Consider the following 17,442-nt stretch of genomic DNA (forward strand, 5'->3'; position numbering starts at 1 on the left):
GGCGTTGGACCACGCGCCGGAATGAACGCCGCGACCGCCGCTCCCGGGCTTCTCGGCGACACCTCGGCGCGGGACTACGCGCGCAAGTTGACGCTCTTCAACGCGTTCGCCGCGCCGGAGATCCGCCTGGCGATTGCGAGTCTTGCTCTTGAACCCGGCATGCACGTCCTCGATGCGGGGTGCGGCACGGGCGAGGCACTCGGCTGGTTGTCTGCGGCGGTGCAACCTGGAGGCACGGTTGTCGGCATGGACCTGTCGACAGCACACGTGACTGCGGCGCATTCCCGGGCGCCCGAAGGCTCCCTGGTCATCCAGGGTGACCTGCAGCGTGCACCACTGGCCGCCGCGAGCTTCGACGTCATCTGGTCCTCCAACACCTTCAACCATTTGCGTGACCGTCTGGAAGCCGTGAAGGCGGTGTCGGGCCTACTTCGACCAGGTGGGCGGATCGCGCTGGCACAGAGCGCGCTGCTGCCGGACATGGTCTTCGCCTGGGATTCGCGGCTGGAGCGGCTGACGAACGAAGCGGTGCGGCGCTACTACCGGGATCGCTATAGCCTCGAAGAACGCGACTTGGCCGATATCCGGGCCATCGTGGGCCTTCTTCGATCGGCCGGTCTTCGGCGCGTCAACGCGCGCACCTTTGTCATCGAGCGCGTGACGCCGTTGCGTCCGGAGGACGAAGGCTACCTCCTCGAGGCCATCTTCCAGAAGACGTGGGGAGCACGGCTGAAGCCCTATCTCGCGCAAGACGACTACGAAGAACTGTCCCGACTTTGCGATCCTCAGCATCCGGAGTTCGCGCTGCGGCGTCCGGACTTCCACTTCCTGCAGACCTTCACTTTGGTGGTGGGCGACGTTTGACGGGCCGTCACGTCAATCTAGACCGAGGAGATCTCTCAGGCGAGCCTTGATGCCGGCCGGGTGGGCAGGTTTAGCAGTCAGTTGGCAGGAAGCATCGTCACGCAGGCTGTCGGTCCAGACCAGCAGGCCTTTGAGGTCGTCAGGTAGGGACGACCGCCTTGCAAGATTGACCCAGCAGGTGGTGTAGTGGACGCGATCGTTTTGCGCATTGGCATCTCGATGAGCCACCAGCGCATCGATCAACGCGGGCGCTTGGTCAGGCGCGCTCAGTCGCCAGTAGCCAACGAGAAAAATGTCGGAGAACACCTCGCGCCATTGCTGTGTTGCCGGCTCTTCAGTGGCGGCCAAGTAGCCGTTGATGTCGGACACCTTGGTCGCTTGGACCGGCGCTATCGAATGCGTGGCGACTTTGCGGCTGGACGCGAGAGCCAGATCGCGCCACGTGTCGACGCAATGGCCCAGCTCATGGATAGCAACGCCCCGGACCCACAACGCTGGATCCACACCGGAGCCGCCCCCGAAGCCGGCATGAATTCGGTTTGGTGAAAAGTTGAGGGTACAAAAGCCTGACCCCAGACCCATCGACGCGACCGAAGCCTCTGGCACGCGCACACTGGTCAGAGACCAGCTCTGATCGACGCCACCGAGGACCACGTTGACGCCAAAGGTGTCACTTGCAAGCTGCCGGATCGCTTCGAAACCCCCTGGATCGGCGGCATAGGCTTCGCGTTCGAGCTGGAACGAGCGCTTGGAAGCGGACTGGATGATCAGCATGGCCGAATCGGGCACCAGCATGGAAACAGCGACGGCAAACGCACCTGCTGTTGAGCAGAGCATCCGCCGCTGCCAGCGCGTGGCCGTTGAGACCTCGTGATCAAAGATGCTCAAGGTCGCCGCGGTCGCGTAGCCGAGCAAACCAGTCAGTCCCAGGGTCACGAGATAGAGCACTGGCTGCGGGGCGAGAAGCCAGCTCAGGTTGCATAGGGTCGCCAGCACCAAGGACCAAGCCGCCAACAGCAAGCCCCCTCGCAACAGGTTGGGAGACTCCTCGCACATGCGCAGGCATCGCAGGAGATGGCTCTTCTGGTCCGGATTCAGCCTGTGCAGCTGCTCATATTCGTCGAGACGCGCCTTGAACTGCCACTTCCACCCCGGTCCGCGGTCGATTGCCTGTTGTTCAAGGCCGGCACCAATTTCATGCGGCTGGATGTCCGCCACCACCCTCAGGACGGCAAAGAGGTAGCGGACGCGGTCTTCGTTCGGTACCCGGGCCGCTCGGGTTGATGACTGACGCTTAGCGAACGCGGCCACGGGAGGGGCGGGGCTTGCGCGGCGCCGGCACCGCTTCTTCCGGCGGATCGCCCGCTGGATCAAAAAGGGAGCCCGGTGTCACGGCAAGGCTGGTTGCCAGCGCGTGAATCATCGTCAGCGTCGGATTGGCCTGGCCCGTCTCGATGCGGCTCATGTAGGTCCTGAACAGCCCACAGCGCTCGGCCAGGTCTTCCTGGGTCATGCCGGCAAGCAGCCGCAGCTCCTTGATGCGGGAGCCGAAAGCCTTCTGGGGAGCAATTGCACGTGTGGACACGCGCGCACTTTCCAGAAAGTACACTCATTCATACACACACTAATTCGTACATTTCGGCGCGCGCTGTTTTGGCCGATGTTCCCGTTCGGATGTTTTCATCAGGTCATACATCAAGGAGGATCCATGACCGTTCCACATCACGCTTCCACGTCATCGGTGTCTGCTCGGTTCTTGCAAGCGCTCGCCAGCGCTGCAGGGCTGTTTCTGGTGGCCTCAGGCCTGGCGGGATGCGCAAGCACCACGCCCACGCGGGAGACGAGCCAAGCCTATGCGATCTATGACGTGAAGGCCCCCGACGTGGCGCCTGCACGCCTTGTGGAAGCGGTCAAAGTCGGCCTGCAAAAGAACATGAGCGCGGTCCAGATCAACAACGGCATCCCGCCCTCGCCGCTGCCTCAACGAGCGCCAAGGTTTCAGCTGGCGTCGCCGCTCAAGGGCACCGGTCTCGCCGCGCTTGCCGCAGTTTCCGGCCAGTCCCTGCAGGTGCCCACCTGTGAAGGCGCGATCATGACCGCCAACGGCCGCGACACGTCGATGTCCAAGTACGGCGAGGGGACGACGTTTTTCGCCTGCGTGATGCCCTACGAGGGCGGGTACTCGGTGAACATCTATTCGACCTTCACGAAAGCGTCCGGCGCGTTCAGCGCGGCGACCTTGGGCGCCACGCTGGCGCGGACTGTCACTGGTGATTCGAGCCAGTTCATTCCGCGCACGATCAACGACATCGTCAACGGAATCAAGGCGACCGGAGCGACCGTCACGCTGACGGAGGCCTATCCCTAACAACGAGGGCGCTAGGTCGATTCGGACGTCTGGGCCGTCACGCTTGATCACAATGCATGCTTTGGCATTTAGAGCATGCCCATGGCCGCTTGGCAGTTCGATGTTTTGGCAGTCTTTGACGGCAGCACCTCACTGCCGCCACCGCTCCGCCGTCGGGCGGAGAAGCTGCTGGCCGAACATTACGGCCAACCGTCGGAGATGTTCAAGGACTTTCGGGTCTACGGAGGGGCTGGGGGAAACCGGATCGACCTGATCACCAGCGACGACGGTTGTGGCGAGCTGTGGATGCGGGTGGACGCCCGAGCGGAAATCGACACGTTCATGCGTCAGGTCGTGATCCTGATGATCGAGATGGAGTGCTCTCTCAAGGTGGCCGAGACCGGGCACCACATGCCAGCCGAGATCGACTTGTTCAACCAGGCGCTGCAACGGTCTGACGCATGGAAGTTTGTGCTCGGCGCTGCCCCGTCGTCAGATGCGGTTTGATGCCGTCCAGACGAAAGGGCAGGGGAGTGTTAGCGCGTGCGTCTCAGGCAGGCAGCGATCTTCGTTTCGCGAGTTGCACATAGCGCTCATGCGCCAGGCCCAGGACAAACGAGGCCTTGCTGAGGCGTGACATCGAGGCGGCGTCACCCGGCCGGACTCGTGCCAGAGCCGCGCTGTAGATACGCTGTGCGGACAAGACGCGCCGATTCGCTTGTAGCAACGGACTGGGTGTCATGAAGCCTCCCGAGCCAGAACCCAGCATAGGCGGCCTCGTGAGGAAGGTGAAGCGGCTGTTACATCGGTGCCGTCGCTGCAGCGCTCAGGTGTGACCTAACTATCACTTCACCGGCTCTGGTCGACGATCATCCGCAAGTCGTAGTACCGGCCGCTCCACCGCAACGAGTACAAGAAATATGGGTCCAGGATGGTCACGCCGCGGTGAGGCTTGAAGTCCAGCGTGGGAATCTTGAAGGACTTGTTCTGGGCGACCTCGGTCATCAGGCTGAATGTCTCTGCCAGTAGCTCACGATCTGGACCCTTGTCATCGGCAACGAGCCGCGCGGCACGTTCTTCCAATGAGTCGCGCTGTGCCACGAAGGGAATGTTGATCCTCGGCGGGCTCAAACAGAGTGTGGCAACGGCCAGCTCGTTCATCGTCAGGGTTCCCTCGCCCTTGGCGCGGAAGACCCTGGGCGCCGCAGGCTTGGGCGTGTTCTCGAGCAAGTAGATGCTGGCGCTGTAGTCCACGGACCGGATCGTTGTGCCGAACACCGCATTGAGCTGGTCCAGCCGAACCTGGAAGCGTTCCGGGGCGGGTCGAGCCTCGCTGATCTCCAGCTCCTTGCACAGATCCAGGCACAGACGCTGCATGAGCTGCGGACTGCCGGCTGACTCGTCTGCAATCGCGAGCAGCGCGGATTCGTTGATGATCACGTTCAGCTTCTCGAAGCCCTTCATAGCAATCGATACCAGGTCCTCGGCGGACCAGTAACTGAACTCGATACGCTCGATGCGGCCGGACAGGTCGGGCAGATTGGCGATCGGATCGTCGGCCATGTGCGGCACCTCGGCCAGCACGATCTTGACGTTCTTTTCCGCCGCGGCCTTGAGCTGAGCCGCCACATACCTCTTCATGGTCGAAGGGATGGTGTGGAAGTCGTCGATGAACAAGAACCGCCCCTTGCGCAGCAACTCGTCGGTCGCCGCACCGAAGAGGTCGTCTTCGATGGCGTGCTCAAACGATCGCTCTTGGGAGGTCTTTCCGGAGCCGCCGATCTTGCCGCCCAGGCTCACGACGCCCAGTTCGAGACCGACTTCGCCTTCGACCTCGGCGCCTTTTTCCATCGTCGTTTGGGTGGTGGCCTTGCGGTCTACCCGAACTTCCAGCTTTGCGGACACGATCCGCCACAGCGACTCCTCGCTGTATAGCGAGGATCCAGGCACTTTCACGAACTGGGCCTCGGGGATCATGCGGTGCAAGGCAACGGTCTTGCCCGACTTGGAGGGGCCCGATACCTGGACGATCATGCCGGGCCTGTTGAAGGCCTCGGTGATCTCGTTCTCCGGGTCCCGCAAACGCTTTGACACCGGGTCGGTGAACCGACGATGGACGTAGGTATGCGTGGGGAATCCCCCAGCGATGAACACGTCGAAGCGTGACGGCATGATGGCTCCCCTGGATGGTCTTGTCGTCGATAGGTTAGCGACAAAGCTTGCTAGGCATAAGTGGGGGCTGCAACCCTCAAACTGCTGAGGCTCGAGACCAGGGATCAGGGCTGCGCCGTCGCGGCATGAGCATGCGGCAGCAAGCGGGTGATCGATGTGCGCTCGAGGTCCAGCACGACGACGACCACCCGTCCCTCCTGTGCAGATCGACTGGACGCAATGAGCTTGGTGCGGAACTCTTCGGGGCTGGTGGGGGCTCTTTTGCCGCGTCCCGATGATCTCGGCAGCTTGGATTTCAGGACCTGACGGCCGAACCAGAGGACCAGGTAAATGCCGCGGCGCTCGGCCGCGTAGTCAGCGGTGTAGAGCCTGTCGAGCTGGGAGTCGGCGGCGGTCCAGACGTCGGCATGCCACTGCCCCTTGATCTCGACGGGAAGCCGCATACCGGCCAGGATCCCGATGATGTCGGCACGCTTGTCGTTCGCCAGGTGCCCCTCCGGCAACATTTGAATTGACTCGGGCCTGGGGCCCAGCATGACCAGCAAGTAGTCACGACAGATTTCTTCGTTGTGTGGACCCGTCGGACCGTAGAAACCCCGCCATGAATCGGCCGGGTCCGAGCGAACCCGCGCTTGCACCTCTTCGAGAAGGCAGAGCACGGTCGATTGCAGGTCTGCCACCGTGGACGGCGGCTGGGCACGCACGATGGCTCCTACGCTGGCGAGCGTGGGTGGGCGGTATCGCTCTTCCGTGGCTTTTCTTCGCTGCTCGGCCGCCAGCACCTTGAGGTATTCCGTGTGGCTGTCCTCGGCCGCATTGCGAAGTGCGGTCAATCCGGATATCGCTTCGTCAGATGTCATCTCTGCCAACCGGTCCGCCACGTCGGACAGGAACTCGGACGCCGGCGCGCGGGTGTCGTCGCCGGTGTCGCTCCCCCTACGCCCATGGGGGAAGACACCCCGGAAAGTAGCGAGCAGCCACGTGAGCTGAGCCGGCGAAAGCGCAACGCTGAACCGGCGGTTTCGGCTGCTGGCAGATCGGCTGCGAACCGCCATGATCAGTTCGGCGTCGGCTCTGGCCCAGCCTGACAGTTGGGACTGGTACGAGTCGAAGTTGGCGACGAACTGCACGGCCTGCCAGTTTCGTCGACGCTCATCGCTCAGCTGCTGTTTCAGCCGCGCTTGGGCCAGCGAGATCAGCGCTGTGAACCTACGGGATGCGATGAGACGGTCGATGAGCGTGGCCTCGGGCTCCCCGGCCATGTCAGGTATCTCTTGGAGCCACTGAAGGGACTGATCAGCCGCCTGCTGATCCGACAGGTCGTCCCAGACCATGGAGTGGAGTTCAGACACGTAGCTGCGCCGTGCCTCCAGCTGGGGGCGGATCCATATCGCCAACGTCGGCGCGACGAGACCTCGTGACTTCGCCTCGGCTTCGACGGCGTCTTGCAGCGTCGGCAGCTTGGCGTGGTCGTCGATCCGCGTGTCCCGCAATTCCAGGAAGCAAGCGGCAATCCTCTCGTCGCTGATCCCATCGAACCCGCGTCCGGTGCGCAGCCGCTCGGCGATGGCCGCGACGATGATGGCGCCCGTTTGCCACCGCTTGGACTCGGCATGGCTGGCGGCCATGGTGGCCGGGCTCAGGGCGGTACCGTTGTGGAGGAAGGCCTCAAATCCTTCCAAAGCGGCCGCGGTGATTTGGGGGCCCAGCCACTGGGTGAGGCGCTCGACCGGCGTCGCGTCATGGTTCAGATCGTGAAACTTGTCGAGGTAGGCGCTCGACAGGTCGATCATGGGTTGAAGTTGCCCGCTTGCGATGGCGGTCAGCTTCTTGCCGAAAGTCGCACGATGCTGCTGCCATTGAACGGCCTGTTTTGCGGCGCGCCTGCGTTTCTCCTGCTCTTGCTTGATCTCCCATTCAGGCGTCCGGGGTTCAGCCAACCGGTCGATCCAAGCCTGCATGTCGGGCCGGTTCTGCACGAAGCGTTTGGCTGCGTCACGCGGGCCCTTGCCCGCGCTGTCGGAGTGGCGCACCAGCGTCAGCAGATCGCGCCAGCGCTTGTCAGACCGGTTTGTCGGGTCCAAGCTCTCAAGAAGAGCCACGATGTCGTCGTCGGTGTAGCCGTAGCCGCTGGAGCGGCTTTCGAGGCGCCACCCTCGCTGATAGATCGTCTTCGGACCTGGCTCTTCAAGCAGCACCAGGCGCTGAATGGGGCGGCGGAGGTCAGGGCGGTTCTTGATGAATTCATGCACCCTTACCCGTTCTGAGCCACCGTAATACGTGTCGGTGTGAAAAGGCTTGAGCCACCTCCACAAATCCAAAGCCTCAACCGGTTGCCATGCAAGCCGCCTGGCGATAAGCCTATACGCAAGGTCGGTCAGCTCGTGATTGCCAGCCCGCTCGAACCGGCTGCTCGGAGGCGCCAACAGCTTGGCCAGCTCATCCAGGATGCCGCTGACGCGTGCGTCAGGAGCGATCCGGACCATCTTCGAAAACAAGCCGATGGTCCTGTCGTTGCGCTGTGCGTGGCTGACGACCAACTGCGCGATGTCCGCATCACTGAACGGCCCGAAGCCCTTTTCCTCGACGACGTCCAGAGCAAGCCGCACGCCGTCATCTCCGGCACTTCGCAGCGCTTGAACAAGTTCAGGGAGGTTCGTGCGCGAGGAATCGATCAGCACGTCGCAGACGCGAGATCGGACGGCGAAGGCCTCCTGTGGGTCGATTGCGATGTGCATGCAGGCATCGAACAGCGGATCGGCAATACCGGAGCCCCGGACGGCGCCGAGCAGCAGCATGCGCAACCGCAGCGGGGTGCTCCTCTGGCTGACCAGGCCAAGCACCCGATCTAGATGGAACGGCTGCGCCACGCTGGATATCGTGAACCGTTGCCAAGGCCCTTTGAGGAAGTTGGGGTCTTCCCGTGCAGCCTGTTCCAACGCATCCAGCAGCAGACCGGCCTGGGCTCGATCCAGGGAATCAGCGTCGCCGTATTCGATGACGCCCATGGGATCTTTGCCGATGACCTCAGCGGCCAGGTCACCGTGATGGGTGGCCAGCCAGGCGTGAAGGCCTCGAAGCGACGACGGCACGACGTCATGCGAGTGGAAAAGGGCCAGCAAGCGCTTGCGCTTCATCACCGTGGAGCATTGCTTCGCCAGCCACCGCGCGCCGAGATATTCCCCGATGCGCCGGTGGCAGTAGCTGAAACGACTCGCCGCGCCAACTGTGGCGAAAAGCCGGGTGCCCAAGACCGGCCGCAACTCCGAGGCCATGGGCAGCGCCGCCGCCTCCGCAAACGCTATTTCTCCATCTTCCGAGTTGGCCGTGGCCACCGTCACAGCGTCGCTGCCGGTCAGGATCAAGGCCGCGAATGCAGCGCCGGCGGCATCCAACGCTGCCTCCATGCTCGGCTGGCGTTCGATCTTTTCATCGCGGTGTTCAAAGCGCAGCACATCTGCGGCGCGCCGGAAGAGGGCCTCCTTGGTGTTGGGAAGCGGACCCGCCTTGGCGACACTGGCGATCATCTCCAGCGTTTGAGGGTTGGCCAGGAGCCCGCCCAGTCCGACGCCTTCGAAGTGCTCGACGACAGCGACCGCGGCGGCTTCGGTGCCGAGCTTGCCGGTCAAGATGGCAAGGACCTCGTCATCGTCGAAGGCGCACATGTGCATCACCGACACTTCGGGCTCTGCGTAGACCTCATGGATCGCGGCAACGGCGGTTGCGTTGCGCCAGTCCGCTACTCGGCACGACAGCACGAACCGTGGGTATCCCAAGTCACCGAGCCGCTGAAGAACGAGGTCAACGGCGTCCCCGTCTCCCTGGACGCTGAGCTCGTCGAGGGCATCAATGACCACCGTCGTGGCGTCGCCAAGCAATCGAGCCGCATCCAGCCGGGTGTTGTTCAACTTGCGCGCGGTGCAGTAGACATGGCCCGGCTGCTGTCCCAACCAGCTGAGCAGCTCGGTCTTGCCCATGCCTGCCTCACCCAGAACGACGAACGAGTCTGTTCGGGACGGCAAAGCGGCTTGTTCAACGGTCACCGCTCCATCCGTGGACTCATGCCAGAGCTTTCGAGGGAGGGTCAATTGCGGCATCTGATGCAGGGGCTCGTTGGGGGGTAATCGTCAGGGGGCCATCACCCCTGCGTGCCGGCAGCCCCTGGGCTGCTGTTGGAAAGGCCACGCTCGAACTTAGCCTTCACGGCATCACGAGGCACGTCGATGTAGCGCAGCGCCGAGCTGGCGTCGCGCCACCCAACGTGCTCCATCAGCTCCTTCAACTCCCATCCATTGGCGCTGGCCCAGCCCGCGAAACCTCGCCGCAGGGAATGACTCGAATAGGTGGCGGCCTCGGCAGTCCCGGCCTCAGCGAGGATGCGACGAAGCAACGGAAGGATGGCTTGGCTCGCCATGTGAGCGGCGGAGATGTTGCCCCAGCGGTCGATGCCGGGGAACACCGGCCCGGACGTGCGGCCACTGAGCTCGATCCAATCGATGTAGGCGTCGACCGGGCACAGCCTCGAAAGGGCAGGGCAGTAGAAGCTCCGGTCTTCGTCCTCGTCGGTCGTCTTGGTCCGGCCTGGCCGGCAAGTCAGTCCTTGACCCCGCACGGCTTGCACTTCCGAAATCCGCATGCTGGCAAGCTCGTCTGACCGAAAGGCTCGCCAGAAGCCGAGCAGCACCAGCGCGCGGTCCCGGCTTAGGCGCAGCTCCTTGGTGCGGTTCCCCTGCTGGCGCGCAGCTGCCTGGGCAGCCAGCAGCCAGTTGGAGACGTCCTCAAGAACATCCAGCAGCAGCGGTCTGGCGCGTCGTTGAGCCGTCGCATGCTTGGAGCGGATGCCGCGGAGCACCTTGTGGACGAGTGGCGCCCGCGTTGGGTCGGGGAACCCGTTGTCCGCATGCCACCGGGACAGCGCGGCGATGTGCAGCCGTAACGTGCTGAGTCGGTAGGTGGTCGCGTGCTCGGCCAGGTAGCGGGCTACGGTGTCGCTCGTGCTGGGCAGCAGGCCCTTCCAGACTTCCTCGAAGTTTTTGAGGGCACTGGCATAGCTCCGAACCGTGTTCTCACGGTCAGCGGCAAGCACATAGTCTTCGACCTTCGCGGGCATAGATCGGAATTCTGTCTGATGGTGCTCCTGCGATCGACACACGGCCTCCGATGCTGCCTCGGCAGTGCCAGAGTTGCTCAGCCCGCTGGTCTGCGCGGATGGGCATCTCGCCACTGGTGCGCGCAGGTCGCACTCGAGCTGTACAAAAGCACAGTGTATGCACTGCCGCTGCATTTGCGCGGAGGTCAACCGCTCGCGTTCAGGCGATCCCCCGCATGTTGTCTACGCCGGCTTTCTAGTCTCGCCGAGGAAGTCGGCGCGATGCGCGTCAATTTGGTGGCGCACGTGACCATCCCAAGCGACCCTTTTTGGCCTTTGCGCGCAGCCAGCGCCGCGCCGGTCTCAATCCTCTGTGTGACCACCGAGAGGTTGACCGCGTCCGCGCAGACTCCTCAATTGGAGGGACTACTCATCGCTCCGGGGGCGCCGTCGCGTTGTGCCGGCTCGAAGTTGGCGTCGACGCGTTCTTTGGCGCATGCGCGGATCGGTGATCCCGTGGGAGCGCAGCTCTGCGTCCAGCGTTCGAACAAATCTCAAGAAGCTGATGTCCAGCGCAGCTATCCAGTCTCTCAACTGAATGACGTCGAGGCGCCGCTCGCCTCGCTCGACCTTGCTGACCGTTGCCTGACTCTTGCCCAGCAGGACGGCAAGGTCGGTCTGCCGCAGCCGCTTCCGCTCGCGCAGGCCCCTGAGCATGTCCAGGAAGATGGTGTTGTGTCGGCTGTGGAGAGTCTTGCCCATGAGAACCTTTCGGGCGACACGCTACGCGACCGTCCGGAATATTCGGAAAGGGAATTCATCTCCCAACGCCGTGCTCGGCGATCTGCGCCGCTGGTTGGGAAGTGCTTCGGCCGTCTGAGGCATGGGTCCGTCCATCCGCTACACTGTATGAATTAGTGTGAGTGCGATTGAGTGTACGTTTGTGCAGAGACCGCCTGCGCTCGAGCGGCATCAGCCGTCCGTTGTCGACGATGGCGCGACCCCCGTGCGCCTGAACGCCGAAAGGCATCGTCTCAGCGGCGAGAGGCCGCAGGCTCACTGGCCATCTCGATCGGCCGTTCGTCGTCGAAACCGAATGCTCGCTCGATCAATCAGCCCGCGAACCGAGCTTCGATTTCGCGCCAACCGCGCAGGCAAGAACTGCTACTGCGCGGTGTAGCCCTCGCGAGGACGGTTCTTGCCGTGCGTCCTGCATGGTGTTGAAGTAGCTACTACACACGAAAGTAGCTACTGAAGCCCGGCGCTGCTGCGGAAAAGCGAACGGGCGACGACATGGCCGAGAAACTCTGTCCAGGCGTCGTCGCTCACGTCAATGGCTCCCAGGAGTCCTACTCGGATGGCGTTGGCGCGCAGCAGCGCGACGGCCATACGGTCCTCTTCGGGCGAAGCAAGGAGCTTGTAAAGGCGGCCCGACGATGTAGCTAGGGTGCGTCGCTTCAGGTCCACGGCGCTGACGGGCGACGTGACCCGAACAGTTTGTCCATCGCGGTACGTCATCAAGTGAAGAGCGCCGGCGGGCGCCTGAAAGAGGCGCCACGACAGAACCTCCACTGTCGCCTGTTCTTCGACAGGCGGGGGATCAGGCTCATTCACGAAGAAGATCATGCTGACTGATCAGCTGTCCATGCATGCTTTGCGCCTGCTCGCGCGGAGTTCCTGAGTCGGCGGGCGGCGGCCTGCCGCCGGCGGCGCGGCTTGAACTTCAGCAGCAACTGACGATCAGCGACAGCGGTATCTGGTTCAGTCGGCAGGCCTACATCTAGCGCTTGACCATCCGCGTCGATCAGTTGCAGGAACTGGTGTCCATCACCAGCGCTAGCGAGCCAGACCTCGCGAACTTCTCGGGAGGTCCATTGACCACATGGCGCCTTCCAGCCGGGAACCATGCACACCAACCCTTTGATCTCCCCAGCGTCCACGGTGGGTATGAAGCTGATGAGGTCGCTCTCCCAGCCAAAGATCATGGTGCGCACGAAGCTCATCCCGGCTTCGCCATCAGGCACCTCAACCGACAGAAGGAACCACGGGGCGTGCAGAGATAGTTCCACTACGCGCCAACAGCGCGCGTCAGGATGGGCCAGGCCTGGTGGGATGGGGAACTCATAGGGTGGATAGGTGGTGAACATGAAAGCTCGTGCGCCGAGGTAGTGAGTAGTCGGCGCTGCGAGGTTGGAAGCGATGTCCAAATGTTCTGACACCGCCTTTGAAACACCAAGCACTGGTGTGCAGTGCCAGCATGATGCGATCAGGTAAACATTCAGATTCGGAATACCGCCTGATCTGGGCTAGTTTGCTGGGAGAAGCTCCACGCTGATGTGCGTCGCCACGAGGTAGCACTGTTCCGTTGGCATGCCAAATCGGAATTCAAACTTCCGAGTGCAATATTGGGAAAAGCGGTGTCCGAAAGCGGCGAGCACGCGACTCTCGAAAAATGGAGGCATGTCGACACAAGAAGAATATTTGCGATCGTTACGCGAAACGCGCGAGCTACTCGAGACCGTGACGCAAGAGCAGCGTCTGTCTATGGATCTCAGGTGCGGCGCGCAGGCTGCGCTCAAGGGCTTCCCGCACGAGACGGACATCACCGTCTGGTTGGAAGGCGCGACTCATATTCCCACGGCGGCGTGGGGCGTGGCGTTTGCAGCTGGGCGGCTCATGTTGGTGGTCCTGCAGAGCACACTTCAGGTCGACGACCCACTGCGGAGGTGGGCGCATTTTGCGGAGCGACATTTCCCTGAAGCGAGATGGCTTCCTGAGGGGAGTGCAGGGTCCGAAAGATGGGCGCCCTCGTTCTTGGACCCCTTGCGTGCCTTTCGACAAGAGTTGAAGGACTGACAGTTGTTGCTTGCCGGCGGAATCCGTGCAGTTGGCATGCGCGACGCGAGCACCGCAGCGCAGGTTCGAGTTCCGCTGGCTTGCCAGATATCCAACTGCTCTTGACCAATGCCGGGCCTCGCTCCAGCGGCATCCGCGCACTGGAGCTTGGTGGCGGGCACGAAGACGGGCTCGGCTAGGAAGCAGGCGGACGAATGCGGTCCAGGCTGGGCAGCTTGCACGCGGAGGCAGCGGCGTGCGCCAGGGTCTGCGGCAGATCGGCGGCAGGCCTGTCAGGCTAGCAGCGCATGAGGAGCGTGCAGACCAAGCAGCTCCCCACTCTGCAGGCAGGACCAAGTGCGGATTGCGCCGGCAGGGCGGCTCAGCGGCGGCGCACGGCCGACCAGGTCATCAGGCGACGGGCAAACGTAGCGGCTCCCCAGGCCCAGGCATCACCCCAAGCCGTTGAACCCCAGGATCCTGCACGGAACGCTGCCGGCCAACGGTCACCGTGTCCCGGGCCGCGGCCATTCCACACGTAAATGGCCGGAGTACATCGCGGCAATCGGGGGACGCGAAACATGCAAATGAGATTGATTCGCATTATGAATTAACATTGCTTTGTATCGAGCCGAGCGCTCCTCCGGCAGTGCCCCCCACTTTCGAAATCCAAACCGTGACCTCCCTGCGCTTCAGCCCGCTCGCCCTTGCTCTGTTCTCTGTGCTTCCCGCTGTCGCCCAGCAGCCCGCCGACCCGCAACTGCAGCGCGTCGTCGTTACCGCCACCCGCGGCACCAAGGCCATCGACAAGATTCCCGGCGCGGTATCGGTCATCACCGCCCAGGAGATCGAGACGCAAACCCTGGTCGCCGAGGACCTGAGCGCGGTGTTGTCCGTGCTGGCGCCCTCCTATGCACCGTCGCGCCAGAAGATGACCAGCTTCGGTGAATCCATGCGCGGACGCACGGCGCTGCTGCTGTTCGACGGCGTGCCGCAGAGCAACCCGCTGCGCAACGGCGCCCGCGAGGGGTATTTCGCTGACCCTTCGCTGATCGAGCGCATCGAAGTCATTTCCGGCGCCTCCGCCGCCCAGGGCCTCGGCGCCACCGGCGGCATCATCAACTTCATCTCCAAGACACCGCGCGAAACCGGCACCCGCCAGCGCGTCGAGCTGAAGTACGGCACCCAGGGCCACAGCGACGACGCGCTGTGGAAGGCCGCCTACACGCTGGAGCACAAGGGCAACTTCGACGCGCTGCTGCACGTCGGCGCGACGCTGCGCGGCGTGGGCGTGGACGGCGACGGCCGCCGCCTCGGCCTGGAGGCCGTGCAGGGCGACACGCAGGACTCGCGCGCCGACGACATCTTCCTGAAGCTGGGCCACGACTTCGGCGCCCAGCGCCTGCAGTTCTCGTTCAACAACTTCCGCCTCGAAGGCGATGGCGACTGGAAGCCGGTGCCCGGCAACCGCGCCACCGGCCAGCTCACCGGCGCCACGCCTGGCACGCCGCCGGGCAGCCCGCCGCGCAACGACGTGCGCACGGTCTCGCTGGACTGGAGCCACGCCGATCTGGCCGGCGGCCAGGCGCGCGCCCAGGTCTACAAGCAGGACTTCGCCGCCCTCTACGGCGCGACAGCTGCGACCACCTTCCAGGACACCCGCATCGCGCCGCAGGGCCAGCTCATCGACCAGTCCGAGGTGGTCGCCGACAAGGCCGGCGTCAAGCTGAGTTGGGTGCGGCCCGACCTCTTCGTCGAAGGCCTGGAGCTCACCGCCGGCCTGGACTGGCTGAAGGACACGTCCCAGCAGTGCCTGGCACTGACCAACCGCACGTGGGTGCCGCCGCTGAAGTTCACCAGCACCGCACCGTTCGCGCAGCTGGAATACGAACTGGGCCCGGTGACCATCCGCGGCGGTGCGCGCCGCGAGAGCGCCAACCTCAAGGTCGACAGCTACCAGACGCTGGCCTTTTACAAGAACACCGCCGTGCAGGGCGGCGAGCGCAGCTTCAGCCAGTGGGTCAAGAGCCTGGGCGCGGTCTGGCGCCTGGGTGGCGGCTGGTCCACCTTCGTGGCCTACAACGAGGGCTTCGGCGTGCCCGACGTCGGCCTGGTGCTGCGTGCGGTCAATACGGCCAACCAGTCGGTGGACAAGCTGATCTCGCTGGAGCCGGTCGTCACCGACAACCGCGAGGTGGGCCTGGCCTGGCGCGGCCGCTTGGGCAGCTTCTCGGCCTCGGTCTACGACTCGCGCTCCAAGCTGGGCTCGCAGATCCGTGTCGACGCGGCCACCGGTGTTGGCGGCGTGCTGCGCGTGCCGGTGCAGGTGAAGGGCTTGGAGTTCAACGGCGAGGTCAAGCCGCTGGCGGACTGGACGCTGAGCGCCAGCTACGCCCGCACCCGCGGCAAGACGGCCACACAACCCGATGCACCGTTGGACGTGAGCCTGGGCGCTCGTTCGCAGGGGCCTGACAAGCTGGTGATGGCCGCTGCTTGGCAGTTCGCGCCTAAGGGCAACGTGCGCCTGCAGGCCACGCGGCTGGCCTCGCGCCATATCAACACCGGCCGCATGGTCGGCACGTCGCGGCTGGAGGAGAACTTCGATGGCTACACGTTGGCTGACCTGGCGGCCACCCATGGCACGGCCTGGGGCGATTTCGGCGTCGGCATCGAGAACCTCTTCGACCGCCAGTACGTCGGCTACTACTCGCAGGCCAACCCGGCCGGCACCAACGACGACTACTTCGCCGGCCGTGGCCGCACGCTGACCGTCAGCTGGCGGCGCAGCTTCTGATGCGCCGCTTCTGGCTGAAGCTGCACCGCTGGCTCGCGCTTGCACTGGCCTTGCCGCTGATCGTCGTTGCGCTGCTGGGCAGCATCCTGGTCGTGCTCAAGCCGCTGGACCGTTGGCTCAACGCCGAGCTATTCAGCGTATCGGCCGGCCCGGCCGCGCTGGACCTGCTGGAGCGCACCCGCCGGCATTTGCAGGCCGAGTTCGGGCCTGAAGCGTCCTTCGTGTTGCGCCCGCCGCGCGAGGCTGGTGAGAGTCTGCGCGCGACGGTGCGCGGAAAGGCGTGGGAAGGCTTCATCTACCTCGACCCGCGCGACGCCCGCGAACTGGGCCGCCGCGGCGAACGTGAGGGGCTATTCAACTTCGTCTTCGAGCTGCACAGCTCGTTGCTGCTGAACGAGACCGGCAAGCCGCTGTTGGCCGTGCTGGCCTTGGCCTATTTGGTGCTGTTGATCGGCGGCTTGGTGCTGTGGTGGCCCAAACGCTGGAAGCAGGCCTTTGCGCTGACACTGGATCGCGGCGTATTGCGCGGGCTGTTCGACCTGCACCGCACCGCCGGCGCTCTGCTCGGCCTGCTGATCGCTGTGCCGGTTGCCAGCGGGGCCTACATGGCCTGGAAGCCGCTGTCCCAAGCGGTGACCTCGATGGCAGGGCAGACGCCGCGGACCCCGCCCAAGATCAAAGTCGGCGACACGGCCCTGCAGCCCGCCCCGCTGGATGCCCTGGTCGCGACGGCGATGGCCCGCTTCGGCGGCGCGCCCGTCGGCTACATCGCGCTGCCCGCAGGTGCGGCCAAGCCGGTGCGCGTGCGGCTGATGCTGGCCGACGACCCGCATCCCAACGGCCTGACCTCGGTCTGGATGCATCCGCTGACCGGCGCAGTGTTGCGGGCCGACCGTTGGAACGAGCTGGACCCCGGGGCGAGCGCCAACAGCGTCATCTACCCGCTGCACACAGGCGAACTCGGCGGCTTCGCGCTTGAGGCGGTGAACGCCGTGCTTGGTATCGCCTTGGCTGCGACGGGCATGACCGGGCTGTTGCTGTGGTGGCTGAGACGCTGATCCGCCATCAACTGATCCGCATAAGCCGTGTATTGGCTGTCGGTGATTGCCCCACGATCCTGCATAGCCGCGATGAGGCGGCAGGCGTAAGAGACCAACAAGGCAACCGACGTCTCTACGGGGAGAAGGGCCCCTCTGAGCTCGCTGCACGTTGCCAAGACGCCAACTTCCGCTGCCAGCGCAGAAGGGCAACTTCCTCGTAACCGCTGCACAGTGCCAACAAGATTCGGCGGTGCTTGCCGCGCACGATCAGTCGCTCCGCGGCTGCCAAACCTGCCAAGTC

At 64.0% G+C, this 17,442-nt stretch carries 14 protein-coding genes; 6 read left to right on the forward strand and 8 right to left on the reverse strand.

Going from position 1 to position 17,442, the window contains the following annotated elements:
- Positions 1–21 precede the first annotated feature (21 nt).
- Entirely contained in the window at positions 22–864 is an 843-nt protein-coding gene (locus AC3WOE_RS03830; protein ID WP_492688374.1) for a class I SAM-dependent methyltransferase, read from the forward strand.
- A 12-nt stretch (positions 865–876) separates the two neighbouring features.
- Here the strand turns inward: AC3WOE_RS03830 and AC3WOE_RS03835 are convergent, their stop codons facing one another.
- A complete protein-coding gene (locus AC3WOE_RS03835; protein WP_492688375.1) occupies positions 877–2,175 on the reverse strand; it encodes a hypothetical protein in 1,299 nt (432 codons plus the stop codon).
- Positions 2,159–2,473, reverse strand: a complete 315-nt coding sequence (locus tag AC3WOE_RS03840; RefSeq protein ID WP_492688377.1) for a helix-turn-helix domain-containing protein — start codon at positions 2,471–2,473, stop codon at positions 2,159–2,161. The genes AC3WOE_RS03835 and AC3WOE_RS03840 overlap by 17 nt, the downstream gene beginning before the upstream one ends.
- Before the next feature lie 99 nt (positions 2,474–2,572).
- On the opposite strand from AC3WOE_RS03840, the gene AC3WOE_RS03845 reads away from it, so the two are divergent.
- Positions 2,573–3,232, forward strand: a complete 660-nt coding sequence (locus tag AC3WOE_RS03845; protein ID WP_492688378.1) for a hypothetical protein — start codon at positions 2,573–2,575, stop codon at positions 3,230–3,232.
- An 81-nt stretch (positions 3,233–3,313) separates the two neighbouring features.
- A complete protein-coding gene (locus AC3WOE_RS03850) occupies positions 3,314–3,718 on the forward strand; it encodes a hypothetical protein (protein WP_492688380.1) in 405 nt (134 codons plus the stop codon).
- 342 nt (positions 3,719–4,060) lie between these two features.
- On the opposite strand, the gene AC3WOE_RS03855 is transcribed toward AC3WOE_RS03850, so the two are convergent.
- From AC3WOE_RS03855 to AC3WOE_RS03880, 6 genes are all read right to left on the reverse strand, one after another.
- Entirely contained in the window at positions 4,061–5,383 is a 1,323-nt protein-coding gene (locus AC3WOE_RS03855) for a hypothetical protein (RefSeq protein ID WP_492688381.1), read from the reverse strand.
- 104 nt (positions 5,384–5,487) lie between these two features.
- Positions 5,488–9,480 carry an NACHT domain-containing antiphage protein EruA gene (gene eruA, locus AC3WOE_RS03860; protein WP_492688383.1) on the reverse strand — a complete coding sequence of 1,331 codons (3,993 nt, stop codon included), beginning with the start codon at positions 9,478–9,480 and terminating at the stop codon, positions 5,488–5,490.
- Positions 9,481–9,521: 41 nt separating this feature from the next.
- Positions 9,522–10,493 carry a tyrosine-type recombinase/integrase gene (locus AC3WOE_RS03865; protein WP_492688384.1) on the reverse strand — a complete coding sequence of 324 codons (972 nt, stop codon included), beginning with the start codon at positions 10,491–10,493 and terminating at the stop codon, positions 9,522–9,524.
- A 405-nt stretch (positions 10,494–10,898) separates the two neighbouring features.
- Positions 10,899–11,234: a helix-turn-helix domain-containing protein gene (locus AC3WOE_RS03870; RefSeq protein WP_492688386.1), complete on the reverse strand. Its 336-nt coding sequence runs from the start codon at positions 11,232–11,234 to the stop codon at positions 10,899–10,901.
- A gap of 486 nt (positions 11,235–11,720) precedes the next feature.
- Entirely contained in the window at positions 11,721–12,098 is a 378-nt protein-coding gene (locus AC3WOE_RS03875) for a hypothetical protein (protein ID WP_492688388.1), read from the reverse strand.
- On the reverse strand, positions 12,095–12,619 hold the full coding sequence (locus AC3WOE_RS03880) for a hypothetical protein (RefSeq protein ID WP_492688389.1): 525 nt from the start codon (positions 12,617–12,619) through the stop codon (positions 12,095–12,097). The genes AC3WOE_RS03875 and AC3WOE_RS03880 overlap by 4 nt, the downstream gene beginning before the upstream one ends.
- Before the next feature lie 313 nt (positions 12,620–12,932).
- Here AC3WOE_RS03880 and AC3WOE_RS03885 point away from each other — a divergent pair, with 313 nt between their 5' ends.
- From AC3WOE_RS03885 to AC3WOE_RS03895, 3 genes are all read left to right on the forward strand, one after another.
- Positions 12,933–13,328, forward strand: a complete 396-nt coding sequence (locus tag AC3WOE_RS03885; RefSeq protein WP_492688390.1) for a BPSL0761 family protein — start codon at positions 12,933–12,935, stop codon at positions 13,326–13,328.
- A 655-nt stretch (positions 13,329–13,983) separates the two neighbouring features.
- Complete coding sequence (locus AC3WOE_RS03890; RefSeq protein ID WP_492688392.1) at positions 13,984–16,101, forward strand: TonB-dependent receptor; 2,118 nt, start codon at positions 13,984–13,986, stop codon at positions 16,099–16,101.
- Positions 16,101–17,159 carry a PepSY-associated TM helix domain-containing protein gene (locus AC3WOE_RS03895; protein ID WP_492688393.1) on the forward strand — a complete coding sequence of 353 codons (1,059 nt, stop codon included), beginning with the start codon at positions 16,101–16,103 and terminating at the stop codon, positions 17,157–17,159. Before AC3WOE_RS03890 ends, AC3WOE_RS03895 begins: the two co-directional genes overlap by 1 nt.
- Positions 17,160–17,442 lie beyond the last annotated feature (283 nt).

The organism is Roseateles sp. FW305-36 (genome assembly GCF_058787015.1).